The sequence below is a fragment of the Gordonia jinghuaiqii genome (assembly GCF_014041935.1).
Classification (GTDB): Bacteria; Actinomycetota; Actinomycetes; order Mycobacteriales; family Mycobacteriaceae; genus Gordonia; species Gordonia jinghuaiqii.
Genome location: NZ_CP059491.1, coordinates 1,208,971 through 1,231,005 on the forward strand (window position 1 = coordinate 1,208,971; position 22,035 = coordinate 1,231,005).

14 protein-coding genes are annotated in these 22,035 nt (G+C 63.4%); 12 read left to right on the forward strand and 2 right to left on the reverse strand.

Annotated features, from left to right (window positions below; all coding sequences use genetic code 11):
* Window positions 1-550 precede the first annotated feature (550 nt).
* From H1R19_RS05315 to H1R19_RS05330, 4 genes are all read left to right on the forward strand, one after another.
* Window positions 551-2,104: a hypothetical protein gene (locus H1R19_RS05315; protein WP_219850756.1), complete on the forward strand. Its 1,554-nt coding sequence runs from the start codon at window positions 551-553 to the stop codon at window positions 2,102-2,104.
* Between the two features lie 68 nt (window positions 2,105-2,172).
* A complete protein-coding gene (locus tag H1R19_RS05320) occupies window positions 2,173-3,600 on the forward strand; it encodes a glycosyltransferase family 2 protein (RefSeq protein WP_372631875.1) in 1,428 nt (475 codons plus the stop codon).
* Window positions 3,581-5,593 (forward strand): hypothetical protein, encoded by a 2,013-nt coding sequence (locus H1R19_RS05325; protein WP_244970877.1) that lies wholly within the window; start codon window positions 3,581-3,583, stop codon window positions 5,591-5,593. Before H1R19_RS05320 ends, H1R19_RS05325 begins: the two co-directional genes overlap by 20 nt.
* Window positions 5,590-7,335, forward strand: a complete 1,746-nt coding sequence (locus tag H1R19_RS05330) for a glycosyltransferase family 39 protein (RefSeq protein ID WP_219850757.1) — start codon at window positions 5,590-5,592, stop codon at window positions 7,333-7,335. The genes H1R19_RS05325 and H1R19_RS05330 overlap by 4 nt, the downstream gene beginning before the upstream one ends.
* Before the next feature lie 50 nt (window positions 7,336-7,385).
* Here H1R19_RS05330 and H1R19_RS05335 read toward each other — a convergent pair whose 3' ends face one another.
* Complete coding sequence (locus tag H1R19_RS05335) at window positions 7,386-7,649, reverse strand: hypothetical protein (protein WP_219850758.1); 264 nt, start codon at window positions 7,647-7,649, stop codon at window positions 7,386-7,388.
* Between the two features lie 1,419 nt (window positions 7,650-9,068).
* Between H1R19_RS05335 and H1R19_RS05340 the strand changes: the two genes are divergently transcribed.
* Entirely contained in the window at window positions 9,069-10,541 is a 1,473-nt protein-coding gene (locus tag H1R19_RS05340) for an oligosaccharide flippase family protein (protein ID WP_219850759.1), read from the forward strand.
* A 440-nt stretch (window positions 10,542-10,981) separates the two neighbouring features.
* Here H1R19_RS05340 and H1R19_RS05345 read toward each other — a convergent pair whose 3' ends face one another.
* A complete protein-coding gene (locus H1R19_RS05345; protein ID WP_244970878.1) occupies window positions 10,982-11,587 on the reverse strand; it encodes a YdcF family protein in 606 nt (201 codons plus the stop codon).
* An 830-nt stretch (window positions 11,588-12,417) separates the two neighbouring features.
* Between H1R19_RS05345 and H1R19_RS05350 the strand changes: the two genes are divergently transcribed.
* Genes H1R19_RS05350 through H1R19_RS05380 form a run of 7 tightly spaced genes read left to right on the forward strand, consistent with a single transcriptional unit; the run spans window position 12,418 to window position 21,864 of the window.
* Window positions 12,418-13,833 carry a sugar transferase gene (locus H1R19_RS05350; RefSeq protein WP_244970879.1) on the forward strand — a complete coding sequence of 472 codons (1,416 nt, stop codon included), beginning with the start codon at window positions 12,418-12,420 and terminating at the stop codon, window positions 13,831-13,833.
* A 55-nt stretch (window positions 13,834-13,888) separates the two neighbouring features.
* Entirely contained in the window at window positions 13,889-15,877 is a 1,989-nt protein-coding gene (locus tag H1R19_RS05355) for a WecB/TagA/CpsF family glycosyltransferase (protein ID WP_219850761.1), read from the forward strand.
* Window positions 15,877-16,971 (forward strand): polysaccharide pyruvyl transferase family protein, encoded by a 1,095-nt coding sequence (locus H1R19_RS05360; protein ID WP_219850762.1) that lies wholly within the window; start codon window positions 15,877-15,879, stop codon window positions 16,969-16,971. Before H1R19_RS05355 ends, H1R19_RS05360 begins: the two co-directional genes overlap by 1 nt.
* Window positions 16,968-18,248: an O-antigen ligase family protein gene (locus H1R19_RS05365; RefSeq protein ID WP_219850763.1), complete on the forward strand. Its 1,281-nt coding sequence runs from the start codon at window positions 16,968-16,970 to the stop codon at window positions 18,246-18,248. Before H1R19_RS05360 ends, H1R19_RS05365 begins: the two co-directional genes overlap by 4 nt.
* A gap of 16 nt (window positions 18,249-18,264) precedes the next feature.
* Window positions 18,265-19,392 (forward strand): polysaccharide pyruvyl transferase family protein, encoded by a 1,128-nt coding sequence (locus H1R19_RS05370; protein WP_219850764.1) that lies wholly within the window; start codon window positions 18,265-18,267, stop codon window positions 19,390-19,392.
* Window positions 19,389-20,933 (forward strand): lipopolysaccharide biosynthesis protein, encoded by a 1,545-nt coding sequence (locus tag H1R19_RS05375; RefSeq protein ID WP_219850765.1) that lies wholly within the window; start codon window positions 19,389-19,391, stop codon window positions 20,931-20,933. Before H1R19_RS05370 ends, H1R19_RS05375 begins: the two co-directional genes overlap by 4 nt.
* Window positions 20,920-21,864, forward strand: coding sequence for a nitroreductase family protein (locus H1R19_RS05380; RefSeq protein ID WP_219850766.1), 945 nt, complete (start codon window positions 20,920-20,922; stop codon window positions 21,862-21,864). Before H1R19_RS05375 ends, H1R19_RS05380 begins: the two co-directional genes overlap by 14 nt.
* The last annotated feature ends 171 nt before the right edge of the window (window positions 21,865-22,035 follow it).

A 22,035-nucleotide genomic window follows, 5' to 3' on the forward strand; every position in this document is an offset into this window, starting at 1 on the left:
GTCCTGCTTTGGTTGCGCGACGACAAGCCTGGATTGTGAATACTCCTGTGATTCGCCATATCTGGGTCGAGCGACTCAGTTGGATGTGATCCAACACCCACTTCACAACACGGCGGCGGGCCAAGCCTGACCATCCCGCTTTGGTTGCGCGACGACAAGCATGCGTTGTGATTCGCTGTGTCACTGGTAATTTCATCGTCGCTTCGGTGTCCCGGTGAACGGGAGGCCTGTGCGCAGCGGGGACGTCTGGGCGGGTGAGGTCGGTCACGATCGATACAGGGGCGAGCCACACGTGGGCGAACCTGTCAACCCAAACATCCACAACAGCAACATGATTGGACCGAACCGGTGCCCGGGGACGATATGGCACCCGACGTCACTGTTCACTCGTTCAGACCAATGGTCGCGAAATTGCGTGGTGTATCTACCTTTTGACGGTTAGTGTTCCTACTGATCGTGATTCGCTCGTCAGGGGAGACCTCCAGAGGTTGGCGACGGATCGCGTGTGGCGCCGAAGCTCACTCGCTGGGCGCTGTCCTGGGGAGGGACCGTGACTGTTCTGAAGCCTGACGTGCCGACAGCGGCGCCGTACGTCGACGCCACTCGAGCTCGTACTCACCGACCGAGCGGATTCGGTGGCCCGCGGGACGCCTGGGCGGCGATCACCGCCAAGCGCGAGATGTCCCTGGGAGTTCGGTACCTCGCGACGGTCGGGCCCGCGATGCTGGCCTTCGCGCCGGCCCTCGCGATGATCTTCGACGCCGCTGTCAAGGGTTCACCGACGGCATACCTGCTGTTCGTGCCGGTGTGGGGGCTGATGATCGCCTTCGGTCTCGACGTCAGCTCCCGTGGACGCGATATCGGCGACACCGAGTTCGACCGCATCCTGGTCGTTGTGGTCGGGGGTGCACTCGGGCTGACCGCCGCCCTGGTGATCCCGCGAATCCCCGCCGTCGCGGCGTTCTGGCACGCCGACGTGATCCCGTTGCTTCTCTGGGTGTTCGCCGCCTCGATCGTCACCTTCGGAATCCGGCGCGTGGTGCGCGACTACCTCGTCTGGCTGTTCATCCTCATCTGTTTCCCACCGAACTTCCTGCTGGTGGGGCAGATGCTGGGCGGTACGACGGCGGTTTTCGGATCGCTGACGGTGGGCCTCGGCCTCGTGGTGACCTACATGTCGCTGCGCGCTCATGTGCGGGTCGCGCTGATCACTGCAGCGGTCGCCGGCGTGGTCGGATTCGCCCTGGTCGCCGCGTTCGACGACACCCCGGCCCTCGCGTATTCCGTGCCTGCCGGGGCTGTGACCGCGATCGCGATCGTCGTGCGATTGCGTGCCGGCAGAACCGAGCAGCAGTCGCCCGCTGTGCTGCCGAAGCAGACGGTCGTCGGCCTGACTGCCGGCTGGCTGGTTGCGCTGGTCATCCTCGGAGTGGCACCCCACCCGCAGAACGCCTTCAATCCCGATGGCCCACCGCTGATCGCCGATGACTGGGTCACCCAGCTCCGCGCCGAGGGAATGGACATCTCCGACCCGCGCTTGTTCGACTGGGGCTCGGGCGTCATGGGCTCCGATGGCGACGTTCGGCGTTATCGCGTCACTCCCTCCGCAGGGACCGGCGCGGCGTCGACCCCGCTGACCGCGGCCTATCTGGACGTCTACTCGACCGCCGACTACGGGCGCTTCGCCAACTACCGCCGCGGCCTCTGGTACGAGACCGTGCCGCCCGCATCGATCACCTCGACGCCGTCGTCGGTCGACGAGCAGCACCGCGAGATCGGCGTCATCGCAAACACCCTCGACGCCGTCCGCACCTCCGACGATGCGTTGTGGACGGGCCGCTTCTGGGGATGGCGCGTCCAGACGGCAGGAGGAGATCGGTACATGGCCGTGTATCTCATGGCTGCCCGTGACCAGTCGCGCACCGAAGAAGTTGCCACACCTCGAGCGCCCAGCTACTCGACCACGGTCACCGGACCTCTGGGTTGGCTCGTGCGAGGCGGTGGCGAAGAGGACGGCATGGACGCCGACAGCTCCGCGCTCGATACCGCACTCACCGAACTCGCGTGGTCGATGATCCGCTCGGTGGAACGACCGATGGCGTGAGGCCTCTCCGCCCGGTGCGAGACGCTGCCGGCGCTTCTCACACCCCCGGCACCACCACCAGTGGTGTGATCGATCTGAGCGTGTCGGCGTTGTCGGCGCGGCAACCTCTGAGCACCGCACAACGGCTCATCCTGATCGCCGTCGCTCTCGCGGTGACGATCGGATTCCTCGTGTCCTGGGACGACACTCTGTCGGTCATCCTCAGCATCTGCGCCGTGTACTTTCTGGTCTCCAGCGTCGACAAGTTCGTACTCGTCGCGCGCGGCATGTCCGGACGCGGGATGCTCACCGTGACCGACGACGAAGCTCGCGCGATCCCCGACGCCGACCTACCCGTCTACACGGTGTTGTTGCCGGTCTACGGGGAACCCGAGATCGTCGCGAATCTCGTTGCCGGCGTAGGCAAGATCGACTACCCCGCGGACAAGCTCGACATCCTGCTCGTCCTCGAGATGGACGACCACGACACCATCGAAGCGATCGAACACGCCGACCTCGACGGCATCACCCCGGTCCTGGTGCCGCCGAGTGAACCGCGCACCAAACCCAAGGCGTGCAACCACGCGATGAGCCTGCCGTCGGAACGCAGTGAACTCGTCACCATCTACGACGCCGAGGACATCCCCGATCCACTCCAACTACGCAGGGCAGCGGCGATATTCGCAGCCAGCCCGCCCGAGGTGGCCTCCGTGCAGGCGCGTCTGGGCTATTTCAACGAGCGCGACAACCTGTTGACCCGCTGGTTCGCCATCGAATACGACCAGTGGTTCTCGTACATGCTGCCGGCACTGAGTGCGTCGAAGTGCGTCATCCCGCTGGGTGGTACGTCCAACCACATCCGCACCCACGTGTTGCGCGAAGTCGGCGGCTGGGACGCGTTCAATGTCACCGAGGACGCGGACCTCGGTATTCGTCTCGCCCGGTACGGGTATCGCACGCTGGTGCTGGACTCGCTCACCGAGGAAGAGGCCAACGCCGACGTGGTGAACTGGGTCCGACAGCGATCCCGTTGGTACAAGGGCTACCTGCAGACCTTCCTGGTCCACACCCGCCGGCCGTTCGCGATGGTGCGTGAACTCGGGATCGTGCCGACGTTGCGCATCGCGAACCTGACGGCGGGCATGCCGATCGCGAACACCCTCAACCTCGCGTTCTGGACGTTGCTCCTGGTGTGGTTCGCCGGCAAGCCCGACTTCATGCGCGACCTGTTCCCCGGTCCGGTGTTCTACCTGTGCCTGTTCATGTTCACGGTCGGGAACCTCGCAACCGTCATGCTCGGTGTGGTGTCGGCCCGCACCCGGGACAAGCCCTATTTGCTCGGCGCCGCGTTGATCGTTCCCGGCTACTGGTTCTTGCAGTCCATGGCCGCGGTCAAGAGCGTGGCGCAACTCATCTACAAACCGTCCTACTGGGAGAAGACCGTGCACGGATTGTCGGCGATGCCCGGCACTCCCGGCGCGATGAAGGGGTCTGACGATGTCCAACGCAATCCGTGAGCAACATCGGATGCGGTATCCGCGTGGCCGATCCGCGCGGGGTCGGTCCTGGGGTGCCAGGCTGCTGATTCTTGCCGTGGCGGTGCTCGTCCTCGGCAGCCTCGCCGCACCGGCTGCGGCCGCACCCGACGGCGCCACGACGACGCTGCAGTGGCGCCAGCTGGGCCTGGGCACCTCCGTGCACATCGACACCGAGGACGTTGCCACGAGTGTGAGCGTGCCCGTCCCCGAGGGGATGACGCCGACGACGCTGAGCGGTGTCGTCGCCTCGGCGACCAACGTCACCGATTCTTTTGTCCAGGTGGCCCGCACCGACGGGACCATCGTCGCCACCATTCGGGTGCCGCGTTTCGGTCCGCAGCAGCTCAGCACACCGTTCTCGGTGCCGCTGACCTCGATTCCGGTGTCCAACGGCCGCGCCGATCTCCGGTTGACGTTGCGCAACTTCGACGACGCCACGGTGTGCGGGCCCGACCCGGAGGTGACGTTCACGAATCTCTCCGTCTCCTATGCGGGTACCGCCCAGGTGCCCGACAGCATTCACGAGGTCTTCGGCTCGGTGGTGAGTGAGGTGACGATCTACACGCCCCAGAAGCCGAGTGCCGCAGTCACGCAGACCACGCTGGGACTCGTCGCAGCCATCGCCGATCACTATCGGCCGCAGCGGGTCTCGGTCAACGTCGTCGAGGTGTCCGGCGGTATGACGCCGCGATCACGCAACCCGCTGGAACGCACGATCGTCGTTCGCGAGGAGTCCGGCCCGGGTGGCGTCCGCCTCGAGGCAGCCGGGCGTCCCGATGCCACTCTCGTCGTCTCCGGTGACCAGACGTCGTTGCCGAACCAGGTCGCCCTGTTCCGCGACAATCTCACCGGCCTCGCGCAGACCACCAGCGCGGCGGTGAACGCGGTGGGGGAGCGACAGATTCAGGGATCGGATTCGGTGACATTCGGCGAGTTCTCGGGTCGGCAGTCCGCCGACGTCCTCGGGACCGCGACGCTCGTCCCCGGTTTCGACCCGACCACGCTGGCACTGGGACGGCCCGGTGAGGTGAATGTCCACCTTCGGGCCCGCTACACCCCGGTGGTCGGCGACGCGTACGCGACCGTGACCGCCATCAGCGGCGGCGAGGTGCTGTACACGACCGTCCTCAACTCATCCGGCACCCTGGACTCCCAGTTCACCATTCCCGCAGCGCAGGTCGCGGCCAACGAGCCGCTGGAGTTCAAGGTCTCCTACGAGCCGCGATCGGGCGGTTGCCTCCGCGACAGTGTGCCGCTGACCTTCCAGATCGACCCGTCGTCGACGGCGTCGAGCGACGAGACCCCGGTCAGGATGGGCGGCTTCTCCTCGATACCGCTGGGCTGGCAGCCGACGGTCCAGGTCGCGATGGACGGCACCGACCCCGGTCAGCTCAACGCCGCCGCGCAGCTCATCTCCTCGGTTCAGCGCTCGTCGGCGATGGCGTTGTCGCCGGTCCTGGTGGATCTCGATCAGGCGATCAACAGCAGCAACGGTGCACTCATCGTGGCCGACGCCGCCCACGCTCAAGCGCTCGATCCGCCCCTCGGTACCGAGGATTCCTCGAACGTCATCGATCTCGCATCGCAGGTCAGTGCGTCGATCCCGCAGGGGCTGGGCACGATTCAGGCGTTCGCGCAGAACTCCCGGAACGTTGTGCTGGTCAGCACGTCGGGCTCGTGGGACCTCGTCGCCCCGCTGTTCACCTTCCTCGACGAGCAGGAGGGTGAACTCGCCAACCTTCGTGGCGACGTCCTGGCCGCCGGGCGGGCCGGTCAGACCGAACTGATGACCGTCAGAGCCGACGGGCCGAGGACCGAAGTCGACCAGGTCGGCACCAGCTGGGTGTTGTGGCTGGGTATCAGCGTCGCGGTGGTTGCGCTCGCGGTGCTCATCGCCTTGGGTTCGCTGGTGGTGCGAAAGCGACTGCGCGGCAGAGGTGCAACCGACCAGGGCGACGACGCACGACCATGACCACTGCGCTGCGCGACCGCGCACCCGCAGTTGACGTCTCCGTCAGGGCGGCCCCCGAGGGCCGCGCGCGGCGGGTGACGCCGGGGCAGTGGTGGGGTGTCGCGCTGTTCGTCACGCTGTTGGTCGGGTATCTGGCTGTCGGTGTCTACCTGTACCTCGTCGTGGGGTACATCAATCCGGATGCGAGTAGCCGGGTGGGCAACGCGGCGTTCACCATCTGGAGTCGCGACCCGCATCTAGGGGCCATCGGTTTCGTCTGGAATCCGTTGCCGAGCCTGGTCGAGATCCCGCTGGTCGAACTGTCTGCGCACTGGCCGCTGAACCAGTGGCCCGAGGTGCGGCGCGTCGGGTTCGTCGGTGCGGTGATGAGCGCGTTCTTCATGGCCGGTGCCGGCTGGCAGGTTCGCCGCATCGCGCTCGACTACCGGTGCGGCCGGATCATGAGGTGGACCGCGGTCGCGGCGTTTGCGCTGAATCCGATGATCGTCCTCTACGCCGGGATGGGCATGAGCGAGGCGCCGTTCCTGTTCTTCCTGCTGTGGGCCTGTCGGCGAATGCTGAAGTGGGTCAACCGGTATCACGTCATCGACCTGGTGGTGGCCGGTGTCGCGCTGGGGTTGGCGTACCTGACGCGCTACGAGGCACTCCCGGTGGCGGCCGCCGTCGCGGTCGGGGTGTTCGTCGTCTCGGCGCTCCACAACCGTCCCGGTGGGCGAGGGGACCGGGCGGCGTGGCGTCAGGGCGCGGCCTTCGGGTTGCACGACGCCACCATCGTCGCCATGCCCGCGGCCACCGCCTTCGTCCTGTGGGCAGTCGTCGGGTGGTTACTGGACGGAAGTGCGTTCTCGCAGTTCTCCTCGCAGTACGGCAACTCGGCGCAGGTGGCGGTCGCCGGGATCATCTCGGCGGAGGATGTCGGTGCCGGCCCTCTGGTCGAGGTCATCGCCGCCAACCTGTTGGGTATGCAGCCACTGCTGCCGGCGGTGCTCGCGATCGTCGGCTGGAGAGCGATCCGACGCAGGAGGGTCGACGCGGCGGTGGTCGCGACCATCTTCGGTTCGGTCCTGCTGTTCCAGATGTCGGCAGTGATCCTGGGTTCCACGTTCGGGTGGTTCCGGTTCTATCTGACGGCCACCCCGCTGGCGATCATCGCCATCATCGTGGTCACCCGGCAGAGATCCCTCCGTTCCCTGAGTAGCGGTCGGAGCTTGCGGAGACCGCGTATCGAAGGGACCTTCCTCACCGCGCTCATGGCGGCGGCCCTGGCCACCTCGCTCCCGGTGACCGCCACCTCGATGCTCAACCCTGCCATCGGCAAGGAGGAGTACGGGCTGCGTTCTGCGTTCTGGCCGGATCGCTACCCGCCGTCGGACTTCTGGTTCTACTGGTTCGGCGATGTGTCGGGCAACGTCGCCGCCTGGCTCGACAACCAGAACCTGCCCGAAGGGTCCGTCCTCGTCGACACCTTCGGTGTCTCACGCGTGTGGTTGTCCTCCGACCGACCCGAACAGTTCGTGGTACGCAGCGACTTCGACTTCTTCGCCAAGCTCAACAACCCTGCGGAACTGGGGGTGCAGTACATCCTGACGCAGCGCCCGACGGGCCTCGGTTCACTCGACGCCATCAACGTCCGCTACCCGACGCTCTGGGCCGACGGTGCCGGCATCGCGACGGTGGCGATGACGGTCATGACGCCCAGCGGGACGCCGCAGTTCCGGATCTACCGGATTGTGGGTGCGTAGGGCTTCGGAGTTAAGGCAGGCAGGTGGGTCAGCGACTCCGACCGCCTGGATCACTCCTGGCGCACGCGCAGCCTTCGCACGGTGACGGCTGCAACGACGACCGCCGCGAGGGACAGGATGTCGGATTCGGTGATCCCGTGATCGACGGTGAACGACACGAGCACCCGGCCTTCGATGGGGTCGTTCAGGAACAACCAGGCGACTGCGATGACCACGAGGGCTGCTGCCGCGGGGTAGCTCGGTCGAGCCAGGCACCATGCCCCCACGACGAAGAGCAGATTCATGATCACGAGGGAATGGAAGGGGTCCGGCATCAGGACAGTATGGTCACCTCCTCCGGGGCATGCCTATCCCGTGGCCGGGGGACACGCGCGTCGGTCTGTCAAGCTCTAGTAGCGACGGTGAGGCGCCGATCCAATAATCCCGCGCTGTCACTCGTTGCACAGGAACCGGTAGTCCGAACGCCTCCAGCACGTTCTCGTTCCACAGCATCTGACCTTCGGCGCTCGATGGCGCGCCATCGACCAACAGAGCGACGCTTCGGGGGGCCGACAGTTATGGGTGGTTCCATCACGGAGTTGAGTCACGACGCCCTGATCCGCTCCGGTGGTCTTCCAATACCGCGCGGGGACAGGGCCGGTCCCAGGGCGCGCTGACTGCCGAACCGAGGGGCGACGTCCAGCCGCTGCGGTCGGACCCATGAGAGTCGCCAAGCACGGAATGGTCTTCGCATGACTTAGGCCGCGCTCCGCACTGTCGCGAAAGTGATGGTCGCCGATTTCGCCTGCACCACAGAAATGGTTCCGGTGGCCGAGGCGGCCTCGGACGCGACTGTCGGCGCATCTTTGTTGGACGCCAGCACCAAGCATGCAACCAGGATGACTACGCACACGAGCATGACCATCCATGCCTAGAGCGGCGCCGACGTCGCGTTCCGCTTGATCAGAATTTCGGCAGGCCACACGCGTCCTGCCACGATAGCGGAACCGGGTCCGACCGGTGAGAAACGGATCTTTCGAAGCGTTCCTGGCAATAGAGGGCATGATTGTCTTGCGGACAGGGTTGATTATGCGGCCTGGCCTTCACAATGCTGCTCGTAAGTTTGCGTGGCCAGGGCCGTGTGAACCCGATACACTCCCGTGGTTGCTTTGCTCCGCTTGCTGATCGTCTTTCGGTGGGTTTACCTCCTTCAATGGTACTTGTAGTGTTCTGGGATTCTGGATTGTCATTGGCGGGTCGAAGTCGCGCCGAGAGGCTGCAAGCATGGGCGACCGGTCAGGAGAGTGATGAGTGATAACTGGGATTGAGGCAATATTTTGGAGTACTGTTCGGAATTGGTTGCACCGACCGGACTGCAGGCTCCACGATTTCACACGTGATGGATTTGCAGTCGAAACGACGCATCTGCGGATCTGGGGATCTAGGGATGAGGCCTCACTTGCGGATTGAGGATCTCGCTCAGTATGCCCAAAGAGAGCGAACAGAGATCGGTGCGCAGGGGTAGTCATGGTTTCGACACAACGAGAGGTGGTGCGCGTAATCGTCGCGGTCTTCAACAGGCGAGAATCGACTCTGACGTGTCTCACCACATCCCAGGTTTAAGACCAGGTCAATTCGACCATGAATGCGAATCGACTACTGCGTCGAAGAAGTCTATTTCGGGATTATCTTAACCAAGAATAGTGCTTTTGGTGCCGCTGGGTTGAAGGCCTGGGCGTAAGAAGGTGGTGGTCGTGGCAAGGACGCGTAGCTGGACAGTATGGACGGGTGCCGCGACGATGCTTACGGCGCAATTGAGTACTGTTGTGGGCCAGTTTGTGTACTCAGCTTTCACCGCAAGGGTCCTTTCGCCGACGGATTTTGGTGAGTTTGCAATCGCGCTTTCGTTATACGGATTGTTGAACTTACCGGTATCGTCTGCTGTGGTTTCGGTAATTCTGTCCGAGCGTGATTTGAGCGATGCAACTGTCTTTCGAATGCGTGTTTTCGCCGCGTGTGGGGGCCTCTTTGCAGCGCTGTTGCTCCTTGTTGTAAGCGGTAGATGCTATGAACTCTTTGGTTCCTTAGGGTCGGCAATATACACGCAAGTGTTTGTTATAGCTCTGTTTGCCGGCCCAATTTGCGCGTTAGAAGGTGCTCTGTTCAGGCGTGAGTCGCATGCGCGAATTGATGCCGCGATACTCATCACCGGGTATATCCTCTCCGCTGGTGTGGCCGCGACAGTCATCTATGTGACGAGGGATGCGCGCGGGCTTGCGCTTGTACCGCTGATCTCGACCGCGGCCGGCGGGCTACTTTCGTCGATTTGCAGAGATCGCCGTTATTCGGTTGTTCTTCGCGGGGCTAGTAGAACGCACCTTCACGGTATCGGTGTGATGATCCAGAACCTTGGCTTTCTGGTCCTGTCTCTTCTGCCAACGTGGTCATTGGGTTTCGTGGCAGGCCCAGAGCCTGTCGGTCAGTTCTCGCGGGCTGCTTCGATTACTATAACGGTTTCAGCGACAGTGTTGGGTGCGCTGTATCGCGTAATTGCTCCCGTATACCGAACTGTGGACGCATCGAGAATGCGTGATGCGGTTGGCGACATGTTCTTGGTCGCGATTCCAATAATTGCACTGCCCTATATCACCCTTGCTATAGTTTCTCCGATTTTGATTCCTATATGGCTGGGCCCGGGCTGGGACCCGGCAATCCAGCTCTGTGCGATACTTTCTCTTGGGTGTATTGCGCAGGTTCTCACCGGGCTGGTGACGAACGCATTAGAGATGCTCAGAAATCTGTCTGCTGTCCGGGTGTCCATCGGTTCTGGCCTCGCAACCATGGTCGCTTTTCTCGGGGCGCTGTACTTCACGCATCAGCCGGTGTGGGCGGCCGTCGCGCATTCGACATCGGCTTGGGTGGGATTGTTCGCTTTGCTCGTCTTTGGTCGTATCGGCGGTAAACCGATCTTCGCCAATAGATACCGCCAGCTTGTTGCTCAGGTGATTCCTGTAATTCTCGTGAATGGCGGTGGAGCCCTCGTTGTTTATATGGCGTCTAGAGCGCTATTATCGATTGATTCATCGACGCTAAATGGGTGCGTTATTCTACTATTGGTCGGAACGGCTGGCCTGTTTCTGATGTTGATAGTTCTGTTCACAACGCCTGCCCGGAAGATTCTGGCGGAACGTGGGATCGTCCGTTTGAATATGCCGCGCTCGGCGTGATGGGTTACTCGTGGGGACTATTCAGGCAGTGGACGTCAACCTTGCGGATTGGGCTTAGGCTGCGTCGAGCAGTGTCAGCGCTCGCGCAGGACCGCCCGACCCGCGTCGGGTCTCCGTGGACTGATTTCTGTGTGCCAGTGCAATGGGGCTGTACCAACCCCTCGCAGCCTGCCGATCAACTGCGGCGGAGAACTGTGCGGGCGGTGGCTTCAGCTGTTGGGTGCTCGCCGATTCCATTGATGAAAGCTGAGAGTCCCGCCGTCAGCTGATCGATCCGACCAGCCACGAACGGTGCGTCGTCGGGTGAATCCCAGCGTGTTGTGCTGACTGGGTGTCAACCGTAGGGGTGCATCGTGATGATCAGGCGCGGCCGTAGTTTGTCTGCCGTGACGCAGCGCTGCTCGCACATGGTGTGGTGACGATTCTGCCTAGTGACGGCTCTAACACGCTACAGCTGCTGCTTTGGCTAGTGCTGCGTATTGGTAGACGAATTCGTTCGTCCATTCACCAGCCGATCTCGCGTAGGACCGCGGCACGCTCCGCATGACTACCTCGCCCGAGTAGCACTGTCCAAAGATGTAGCGTGCCCGCACGAGGTGGTAGCGCCAGCTGATGACCATGACCGACGTCCAGCCGCGGCTGGCGGCGAGATCGCGGACGAACATGGCCTCGCCACGTGTGGTCGTCGGCTCGGGTTCGAAGCACACGACCTTGCGCTCGGCGGTGCTCGAGTTGCACAGCGTCCTCATGTGGGCGCGGCGGACTGGATCGGAGCCCTTGTGGTAACGGTGCGGGTTGGAGATGACGAGAGTGTCGGCGTAGCCGGCGCGGGCGAGCTGTAGTCCGTAGTCCTCGCGTCCGTCATCGTCGCCACCCAGCACGACGATGGCGTCCACGCGCTGGAGCGGGTCCTGGTGTTCGCGGTAGAAGAGTTGATACCCGACCGCCCAGAACGCGGTCACTGCCAACAGGGCCGCCACGACGGCAACGGCCAGCAGTCTGCGCCACGGTGCTCGCCGCATCAGGCGGCCGCTTTGTTGCGGCATCGTCGAACGCTCACGCACTGATCTCAACTTCACCATCGCAGTGTCGGGGTCGACCAGCCGGCAAGACGGTCGAAGCGGGCGGTGGCCGGCACGGACGGAACCAGCGCGTTGATTTAGTGCGGTGGCCGCCGAAGATCGAGAGTGTTTTGTGAATGGTTCCAAAGCACGATGCGCAGCATACCCTGTACCTGAAGAAACGAAGAACTAACAGGATGCGACTTCGATTAACTCGAACAAATTGTGCCATCTTGTGTGTCTTGAAGACCACATTCAGCGCAATTCTGGATGCCGTCATGCTGTTCAGTGTTTCTGCGCAGTTACGCACCTGCTGGATGATCAGCGTATCCCGAAATCGGATATCGCATCGAAAGGTGCTGCTGTGCAGCTGTATTCAATCCGTCCGCAACCTGGTTGCAACGGACTTCGGGAGCGGTCAAAATTGGCAGCATTAGCGATCCTCACGTGCTCTATTAATGATCCTTTCTGTTGCTAACCATGTGGGCCTGCATTACTGTCGGGACATCCATTGAGGGATGAGGCTGAGGGCGTCCGGTGTCTCGAAAGCAATCCCACATCGGGGTATTGCAGAGTCGAGAGGCCAAGTCCTCGGTTGCCATGTTGCTGCATTCCGCACGAGCGGATTTGTTCTGAGGTCTGAAAGGACGTCCTGCTATGACCAGCAGAAGGGTCGGGGGGCGGGGGTTCGAAATGGGGCGACCGGCGTGAGCACCGGTCGTCAGATAGAGGAGAGAGCTGCGGGCCAGCCGGGTTCGCGAAGCCGGCGGCTATATCCTCTTGCGCGACGCGAGGCCAACGCCCGGTCGTGGACCTTGAGGTACGTCCGTCGCCTGGCCTGGACCGACGCGATCCTCGTCATCGGGGCGGTGGCGTTCGCGCAGATCTTCAGGTTCGGCCCCGGGAGCTTGACCCCGGCGTCGGGTAAGTTCGGCGTTTCGTCTGTCCTTATCTCCGTGGGCCTCATCGCGGCTTGGCTGGTCGCTTTGCGAGTCGGCGGCACGCTCGACAGACGGATTGTCGGCTCCGGTTCGGAGGAGTACAGCCGCGTCACCACCTCATGCCTCGCAGTCTTCGGAACCCTCGCGATCGTCGATCTGCTCCTCAAGCTCGACGTAGCCCGAGGATTCCTGGCCATCGCGCTTCCGCTCGGAACTTTCGGCTTGCTGGTGTCCCGTTGGGCCTGGCGTCAGCGCCTGGGCTGGCAACGACTCAAAGGAATCCACCTGGATCAGCTCCTCGTTGTCGGCACCGAACGGTCGGCCAAGCCACTGATCGAACGTCTGGTCGCTGACCCGGCACTGGGGTTCGAAGTGGTCGGTGTGTGCCTGCCACCAGGCGAATCAACTCGGATGTCCCACGTCACTGTCGGAGACAAAGAGGTCTCCGTGTATGGCGACTTCGACGACGTCACGCGGGCCATCTTCGCCTCCGGTGCAACGACGATCGCGGTCACCTCGGCCGAAGCGATCGGTCATCGAGCGATGCAGGACCTTTCCTGGGAACTGCAGGACGCCTACGTCGAGATGCTGGTGTCGCCGGGTGTCACCGACGTGGCGGGTCCCCGGATGCTGGTCAGACCCGTTGCGGGACTGCCCTTGCTGCACATCGACAAGCCCCGGTACGAGGGGGCCAACCGCTTCCGCAAGCTGATGCTCGACAAGCTGGTGGCTGCGGCGGTTCTGATCGCGATATCGCCGGTGCTGCTGGCAGTCGCCATCGCGGTCAAACTCGACTCGAAGGGGCCGGTGTTCTACAAGGCCACGCGAGTCGGTGTGGGTAACAAGCCGTTCCTGATGTGGAAGTTCCGCTCGATGGTCCAGGACGCGGAAGCGCAGAAGGACGACCTCGCAGCACAGAACGAAGGTGCTGGGGTCCTCTTCAAGATGCGGGCAGATCCGCGGGTCACCCGAGTCGGCAAATTCATCCGCCGGTACAGCCTGGACGAACTGCCTCAGCTGCTCAACGTGCTCGGTGGGTCGATGAGTCTGGTCGGCCCGCGACCTCCGCTGCCGGAGGAAGTCGCACGCTACGACGGCCGGGTTGCGCGGCGGATGCTCGTCAAGCCCGGCATCACCGGCCTGTGGCAGGTCTCGGGTAGATCGGATCTCTCGTGGGAGGAATCGGTCCGACTGGACCTCTCCTACGTCGAGAACTGGTCGATCATGCAGGACTTCATCATCCTCTGGCGGACGGTGAAGGCGGTGTTCGCCAAAGAAGGCGCGTACTGAAAACCCAGTTTTTCTACGTGCTTTGTGCGTGCTGAACCCGAGCTTTGAGGATGAAATGAACGATTCGAATGTAATTACGTGGGCCGGGGAGAACCTGTACATCGGCGGGGTGCCGGTGGTCGTCGGGGGCATCGACGACGTGCTCGACCGTGTTCAGGCACTGGTGCAGTCACAGACCACCAGTCTCGTCGTCACCCCAAACGTCGATCATCTGATCCGGTTGGAAACCTCTGAAGAGTCCCGAAAGGGTTATGCACACGCCGATCTCGCGCTACTCGACGGGGTCCCGGTGGCGAAGCTCGCATCATTCCTCGGGTCGCGGCCGGTTCAACGCAACACCGGTGCCGACCTACTCTTCGACGTCTGCCGAAAAGCCGGGGACACCGGCTGGCGGATCGTGATCACCGGCGGTGAGACCAGCGTCGCGAACCTGGCCGCGTCCAATCTCCGCGACATGACCGGAGCCGACGTGCTCGCGGTCCCGTTCCCCTTTGTCGACGGCGTCGACGACCCTGCCAGCGAAGAGGTCGTCGCCCGGCTCCAGGAGCTCAAGCCCGACGTGGTGTTCCTCTGCCTCGGTTCGCCGAAGCAGGAGAGCTGGTACGCGCAGTGGAAAGAGAGCCTCCCCCCGGCCGTGTATGTCGGGTCGGGAGCGGCGGTCGACTTCGCGGCGCTCAAGGTTCGACGTGCACCGCAGATCGTTCAACGGCTCGCCCTCGAATGGCTGTGGCGACTGGCCAGTGAGCCGAAGCGGCTGTGGCGCCGCTACTTGCTCGAGGGACCCAAGTTCCTCCCGATCGCTGCTCAGGCGGCGTGGGCATCTGAGACTTCGGTGGTGCAGCGGGAGCTGGCCGCCAAGGGCGCCGGCCGTAAGGCCGGCGAGGATTCGCCGGCTGCCGACAGTCAGGTCGTCGTCCAGATCGGACCCGAACCGACCGGGGCGGGCGGCATGGCGACCGTGATCCGCGAGTACATCGAGATGGATTCCGGCCCTTACGAACAGATCGCGATGCCCACATGGGGATCGAAGCGCGGGATCGCCTCGTTGGGACTGGCGGCGCACGTGTCGCTGCGGTTGATCCTCACCAGGAACGACTGGACGATTGCGCATGTCCACCTCAGCGAGTTCGGCAGCTTCATCCGCGAGGGAATGGTCGTTCTGGTGGCTCGCGCGCTGCGGAAGCCCTGCGTGGTGACTCTTCACGGCGCAGACTTCGACCGTCACGTCGAGAAGTACCCGCGCCTGACCAAGCTGATCCTGAAGTCGGCCACCACAGCGATATGCCTGGGGCGCCGCCATCAGCGTCTGGTCGAGCGGATCGACCCCGAGATCGACACGGCCATCGTGCTCAACCCGATCTCGTCGTCGCTGATGACCGACGATGCGCCGCATGGTGATAGCTCCGACGAGACCCCGCCGACCTTTGTGTTCGCAGGTGAAGTGGGCGACCGCAAGGGAATCGACCGATTGCTCAACGCGTGGCCGCTCGTCGAAGAGGCCATGCCCGACGCGCGGCTGCTCATCGCCGGCCCGCTCGAGGAAGGCAACTCGGACGTGGCGACCAAGCTCCTCGCCAGCACGCAGCGCAACGTGAGCTACATCGGCCGGCTCGACCGCGACGACGTCACCGCCCATCTGGCGGCAGCCACGGCCACGGTGCTGCCCAGCCGCGCCGAGGTGCTTCCGATGGTGATCCTCGAGTCGCTCGCCTGCGGCACGCCCGCGGTGTACTCCGACGTGGGGGAGTGGGAGACGTTCCAGGGTCTCGACGAGGTGACCCTGGTCAGCCTCGGCGACATCGACGAGACCCAGGCATCGAAGGTCCTCGCCGAAGCGATGATCAGCTGTGCCCGTGAAGGTGAAGAGCGCCAGGCGGTACGAGAGTCGTGCCGCGAATGGGCGCGCACCCACGTGTCCACCGCGGTCGTCTCCGACGTGCTCCGCTCGGTGTACGAGTCGCAGCCGAAGGCGCCGGTCTCGTGGACTTCTCGCGCCAGCCGGACCGACGTGGCCAAGACGACTCGCTCGAAGGGGGCTGCGTGATGAGCAGGGTCGGAATACTGACTCGGCACTGCTATCCGAACTACGGCTCACTCCTGCAGGCGATCGCGCTGCAGGAGGCCCTGGCCAAGTCGGGAGCCGACGTCCGCGTCGTCGACTACGTGCCCCCCTCCGACAGTCGCTTCGGGTTGGCGACCGCCAGCCTCCGCGAGTCCCGCATGCGGAACTCGGCTCTGCGCAGCGCCGCCTACCTGGCAATCCAGGGGCCCAACTACGCAGTGATGGCGAGCCGGTTCCGCGGGTTCCAGAAGAAGAACCTGCGTCTCACCCGCAAGATCACCGCGGGAACCGACGTGCACGCGATCGCCGAGGACTTCGATCGCATCGTCGTGGGCAGCGACCAGGTCTGGAATGTCATCCACGGCGCCCTCGACGAGGCCTACTTCCTGCAGCCAGTCCGGGACGCGCACAAGAAGTACAGTTACGCAGCCAGTTTCGGATCAGGTGTACCCACCGATGATGTCGAGACACGGCGATTGCTCGGCGACTTCCAGTCGGTCTCGGTCCGGGAACCGTCCGCGGTCCCCACACTCAATGAGTTCGGCGTCACGGTTCGTCGAGACGTCGACCCGGTTCTTCTTCACGGACGGGACTTCTGGGCGAAGTTCGCCGCACAGGTCAAGCGGCCGGCCCGGCCCTACGTGCTGGCCTACCAGCTGCACAACACCTCCGAGTTCACGCGCCGCGCCGAAGAGCTGTGCCGCCGCACCGGATTGCCGCTGCGACGGGTGAACGTGGACGTCAAACGACTCGTCGGCGCGCGCGGTCGAAGCCACTACCTGGTTCCGCCCGAGAACTTCGTCGCACTCTTTCGCGACGCAGACGCGGTGATCACCGACTCGTTCCACGGCTTGTCCTTCAGCCTCATGTTCGGACGTCCGGTCTACCCGGTGCTACCGGACAAGGGCGCCGCCCGGCTGACCGACCTGCTTCAGTCCGTGGGCCTCGAACGCCTGGCCGTCACCGGAAGCCAGGACCTGCCGTCCTCGGCCGACTACGACGCCGCCGAGGTCAGCGCACGTCTCAAGGCTCTCGCCGACGAGTCGTGGGACTACGTGCGGGGACTCGCCTCATGACCAGATCGTTGCCGTTACCGGGACCGGTCGTCGCCGACCCGGTGCCGCTCGCCGCGCAACCGCGGCGTGCCACCACTGGCCGGGCTGTCCAGTGGACCTTCCTGGCACTGTTCACGCTCTATGCGTTCCTGCACGTCATCTACATGACGGGGTATGCGCCGAAGGGGTTGTACTACGCGGCATTCGGGTTGCTGCTGGTAGCGAGTGCGGCGCGGATCGCATGGCTCGTCGTGACCCGCTGGCACAGTCTCGGTGAACTCCACTTCCTGCGTTCGTTCTCGGTACTCGCCGGGGCCTCGGCGGTGATCATGATCGTCTCCTGGATTCGCGAGTATTCGGCCACCGAGACGCTCACCTGGACCGGGGCCGGGCAGGTGTTCTTCATCCTCGGGCCCGCGCTCATCGCCCTGTGTGTCGTGAACACGGCCTCGACCAAACAGCTCGACGGCTACGCGATCATTCTGCTCGCGCGTTACGCGGTGTACTTCGTACTCGCGTTCTCCACCGACTTCAGCCTGGCGAGCCTCACGGAGGTCAGCTGGTCGTCGTCGAGCTCGCCGTTCGAGTCGTCGTTCGCGCACGACCTGCTGATCGTCGAGGCGTACTTCGTGTTCCGGAATCGCAAGGCACTGGCGCTCGTCGCCGCCGGAATGACGATGCTGTCTCTCAAGCGGGCATCGTTCGTGCTGGCGCCGGCGATGATCGTCGCATCACGCTGGCTTCGGTCCGCGAAGCCCGCGTCTCGCCGCTACCTGTACGCACTCGCAGCCGTCGGTGTGGCGAGCCCGTTCATGGTCAAATACGTGTACTCGCAGGGCTTCGTCGAGATGGCGTCCGAACGCTTCGGCATCGACATCAACACGGTCACCACCGGGCGCTGGGAGATCTATCAGATCGCCACCGGACTTCTTCCCCAGACAACCGGTTTCGGGTCGCTGAACCCTCTGCTCACCAACCTCGTCGACAGCCATTTCGGCACCTACTGGAACTCGCAGCTGCACAACGACACTCTGCGCGTCTACATGGAGGTCGGGTTCATCGGCATCGCGGTGTACGTCTGTGCACTCGTATACCTGGGCCGCAGTTCGCGAATGGCGAGTCTCCTGATCACCTACACCGTCTTTGTCCTGATCACGTCCCGGCTGATCACGCACACCTCGTACTGGGTGGCCTTGTTCTTGGTGCTCGCCTTGATCGAACGGTGGATTCATGAGCGCGCGGTCGCGGCTCGTCTCGAGGAAGGAAGCGATGTCGGTCGTGAAGTCGCCGAACGGTAAGACCAGGGTCGGAATTGTGACCCTGACACAGTCGGAGAACTACGGGACGGTTCTCCAGGCTTACGCCACCCACAAGGTGCTGTCGGAATGTGCACCCGACATCGACTTCGAACTCGTCCCCACCGACGTGGGGGCGGTGCGACGTCGCCGCCTGATGTCGATCGCCAACCCGAGGAACCCTAGTTTCGGTGTGTCGCGGGTGAGGAACTTCGCTGCGATGCGTCGGTACATCAAACCGCTGCTGCCGCAGATTGATTCGCGGTGGATCAACATCGAGGACCGCGAGTCCGCGACAGACTTTCTCGAGAAGCGTTACGACGGCTACATCACCGGGTCGGACGAGGTGTGGAATCTCGCCCACATCGGCATCGACAGCATCTACTACCTGCCCAACCGTCTACCCGGACCCAAAGCCAGTTTCGCGACGTCGGCCAACCGGTTGGACATCAGCACGCTCAAGCCTGCCGACCGGGACGTGTTGAAGAGCTCGCTCGAGGACTACTCGTACATCACGGTGCGTGACGCCACCACCCGGACACTGGTCGACGAACTGATCGCCCGGCCGGTGGTCGAGATCATCGACCCGACACTGCAATATCGTCCACTCGGCAGCGTGGACCACGCGCGAAAAGAGTCCAAAGCAGTATCGCGGCGGCCACGCATTCTGGTGATGGTCAAGAACCGCGGTATCGGCAGCCAGATCGCGGAACGGCTCGGTGGACGAGCAGACATCTACTCCTGCTTCACCCGGCAGGACAACACCCGCTTCATCCGGTTGACACCGCAGGAGTTCGTCGACGCCTTCGGTGACTTCGACTGTGTGGTGACGGATTTCTTCCACGGAACCTGCATGAGCATCCGGTCGGGCGCCAGGTTCGTGTCCTTCGACACCGAGTCGACCTATGGCCGCTACGAGAGCAAGATCAAGAACATCCTCGGCAAGATGGACTGCCTGGACCGCTACTTCGACCTCACCACGATCAGTCCCGAGCGACTGAACGCGATGCTCAACCGGATCGAGCAGTTGGCCTTTGCCCCGGACCCGCTCGGCAGCGAGGTGATCGAGGCCAACCTGGAACGCGAGCGCGGTCATGCGACGGCCATCACCAAGGAAATGGTGGAGACGCTGCGGAGCCGTCTATGACCGCAAGCGTTCGCCCGACGGTGGCGAGGAACTCGACCATCTACATCGCCGCATCGTTGCTGCAGAAGCTGTCGTCGGCAATCCTGCTGCCGGTCTACACGCGACTGCTCACCCCCGACGAGTACGGCTACTTCAGCATGCTCGTCACGGCGACGCTGTTGATGTCGACCATCGCCACCCTCGGCCTCGACTACGGTGTGATGCGCTACTGCCACCTGAGTGAGGCCGAGCGCGACGATGCCGCTGCACTACGCCGCCGCAAGGTGGCGCTGACGGCGGTGGTCACGGTGCTCACGTCCACCGGCCTGCTGCTCGCGGTGGTCCTGCTCCTCGGTGCGCCGTTGTACGGCGACGCCGTCTTCCCCGGGCTCGACTTCTATCCTGCCGTTGCCCTGGCAATCGTCGCCGTCGTCTTCCAGCCGATCACCCTGGTCTACCTGTCATTCCTGCAGACCTCCGAGAAGCCGAATCGGTTCGTCGTCTGCTCGGTCGGGTACTTCCTGATGAACGCGGCGTTCACGATCGCCTTCGTCGGTCCGGCCGAGATGGGCGTTGCCGGAACGTCGTTGGCACTGCTCTGCGCCAACGGTGTCACTGCGCTGCTGTGCATCGTCGACGCCATGCGGACAGGTGCGCTGTGGACGAGGTTCCGACTCTCCGATGTTCGGGAGATCCTGTCCTACTCGCTCCCGATGATGCCGCACGCGGTTTCCCTGCAGGCCACGGCATTTGCCACGCGCCTCATCATTCTCCGGGTTCTCGATGCGACCGCGGTGGGCCTGTTCAACATCGCGATGTACGTGGTCAACGTGATCGACGCGGTGCAGACCGCGATGCACCGGGCATTCATGCCGTTCTACTTCACCGAAGCCAAACGGGCCGCTCCCGGATGGCGGGTGCGGATCCACGATCTGATCGCCGGATTCGTGGCAGTCAACGTCGTGATCGCGGCAGCCGCAGCAATTTTCAGTGAGGAAGCACTGGCGATCCTCACTCCGGCGTCGTTTCACGACGCGGCGTCGATCGTCCCGATCCTTGCACTGTCGATGATGGTGAAATCGATCTACTACCCGTCTCTGACCGAGCTGTTGTTCCTCGAACGGGGCACACGGCCCGCGATGGTCGTCTCCACGAGCTCCAGCGTGGTCTCGCTGGCGGCTGCGATCCCGCTGGCCTTCATGTGGGGTTTGACCGGGGTGGCAGTGGCACAACTCGTTCAGAGACTGATGATGAGCGGACTCGCCTGTCGACTCGCGCTCCGAGCCGACGGCGCCGGGATCCCCTGGACCCGCGTCCTGCGGCTGCAAGTGATCGGGGTCCTGAGTGTCGCCTTCGCCATGTTCCTGGTTCCCGCGGTATCCCAGCCGTTCGGCGGCGTGTGGACTCTTGTACTCAAAATCGTTTTCTTCCTAGTTATTTCGCTCGCCGTCCTGGCGACCGAACCATTTGTCTTCAGACTCATCCGAAAGAAGGTGACCAATGAATCTGAAAGCACGCCTAAAGCAGTCGCAGGCTCTTCGTCGAACCGTGAAGAGGGCTAAGGTCTACAAGGAGTACTTCGCCGACGCGACGTTCATGAGCCGCCATCTGCTCGACGGTGGCCCCGACCCCGAACACGAGCAGTACAAGATCATGATCTTGTCGCACTCGCTCGAGAAGGGTCTCTCGTACCGCAACGCACGCGTCTTCGGCCGGAGCAAAGCCGAAGATCTCATGGCACGACTCGAGAAGTCGTCGCCCGAGACGCGGACGTCGTCGGCCTTCTCGATCGGGGTCGAGGTGCTGCGCTCCTGGACCGACTTCATCAAGTCCCGCGAGAACGATGTGCAGGCCGCCTCCATCCGCGGCAGGCTCGACGCACTGATCGAAGTTGCGACCCCGAGCGATCGCGGGTTCCGTGGCGGCGTTGCCACCGCAACCCAACTCGACTCGAGCTCGTGGAAAGAACTGCCCTTCGAAGACTTTGTGCGCGGCAGGCATTCGACCCGTCGCTTCACGGACCTGCCCGTTTCCGACGACGACCTGCAGCTGTGTATCGAACTGGCCATGCGCTCGCCGTCGGCATGTAACCGGCAGATGGTCGGCTTGCGGGTCTTCGACGATCCCAAGTCCAAAGAACTCTTGTACCGGACGCTGCACGGCACGGGTGGGGTCGACTTCGACACCTGCCGTCTCGCGGTGGTCACCTTCGACACACGCAGTCTCGACTTCTACGGCGAACGCAACCAGGGATACCTCAACGCCGGACTGTTCGCGATGACACTGGTTTACGCGCTGCAGTGGAAGGGAATCGGATCGTGTCTGCTCCAGTTCGGCAACACTTTTGCCGAGGAGAGGGCACTGGCCGAGGGGCTGTCGCTGCAGCCCGGTGAGCGGATCGCGGTGGGTATCGCGTTCGGTGTGCCCGAACCGGATGGTGTTGTGCCGGCGAGTATCCGACGGGATATTTCCGAGGTTTTCAGCGTTCGATGAGATACGCGAGGATGCGGGCCATGGCGGCTCTCTTCCCAATGATTGACCGGCTTGAGCAAACGGCCGGCCCGAGTTTTTCGCAAGGAGAGCAACTATGACTGCGGTATTCAATGGACCAGCGCCCGCGACCTCGCCCCCAGGTGAATCGCCAGGCTCCGCGGCCGGCAAAGC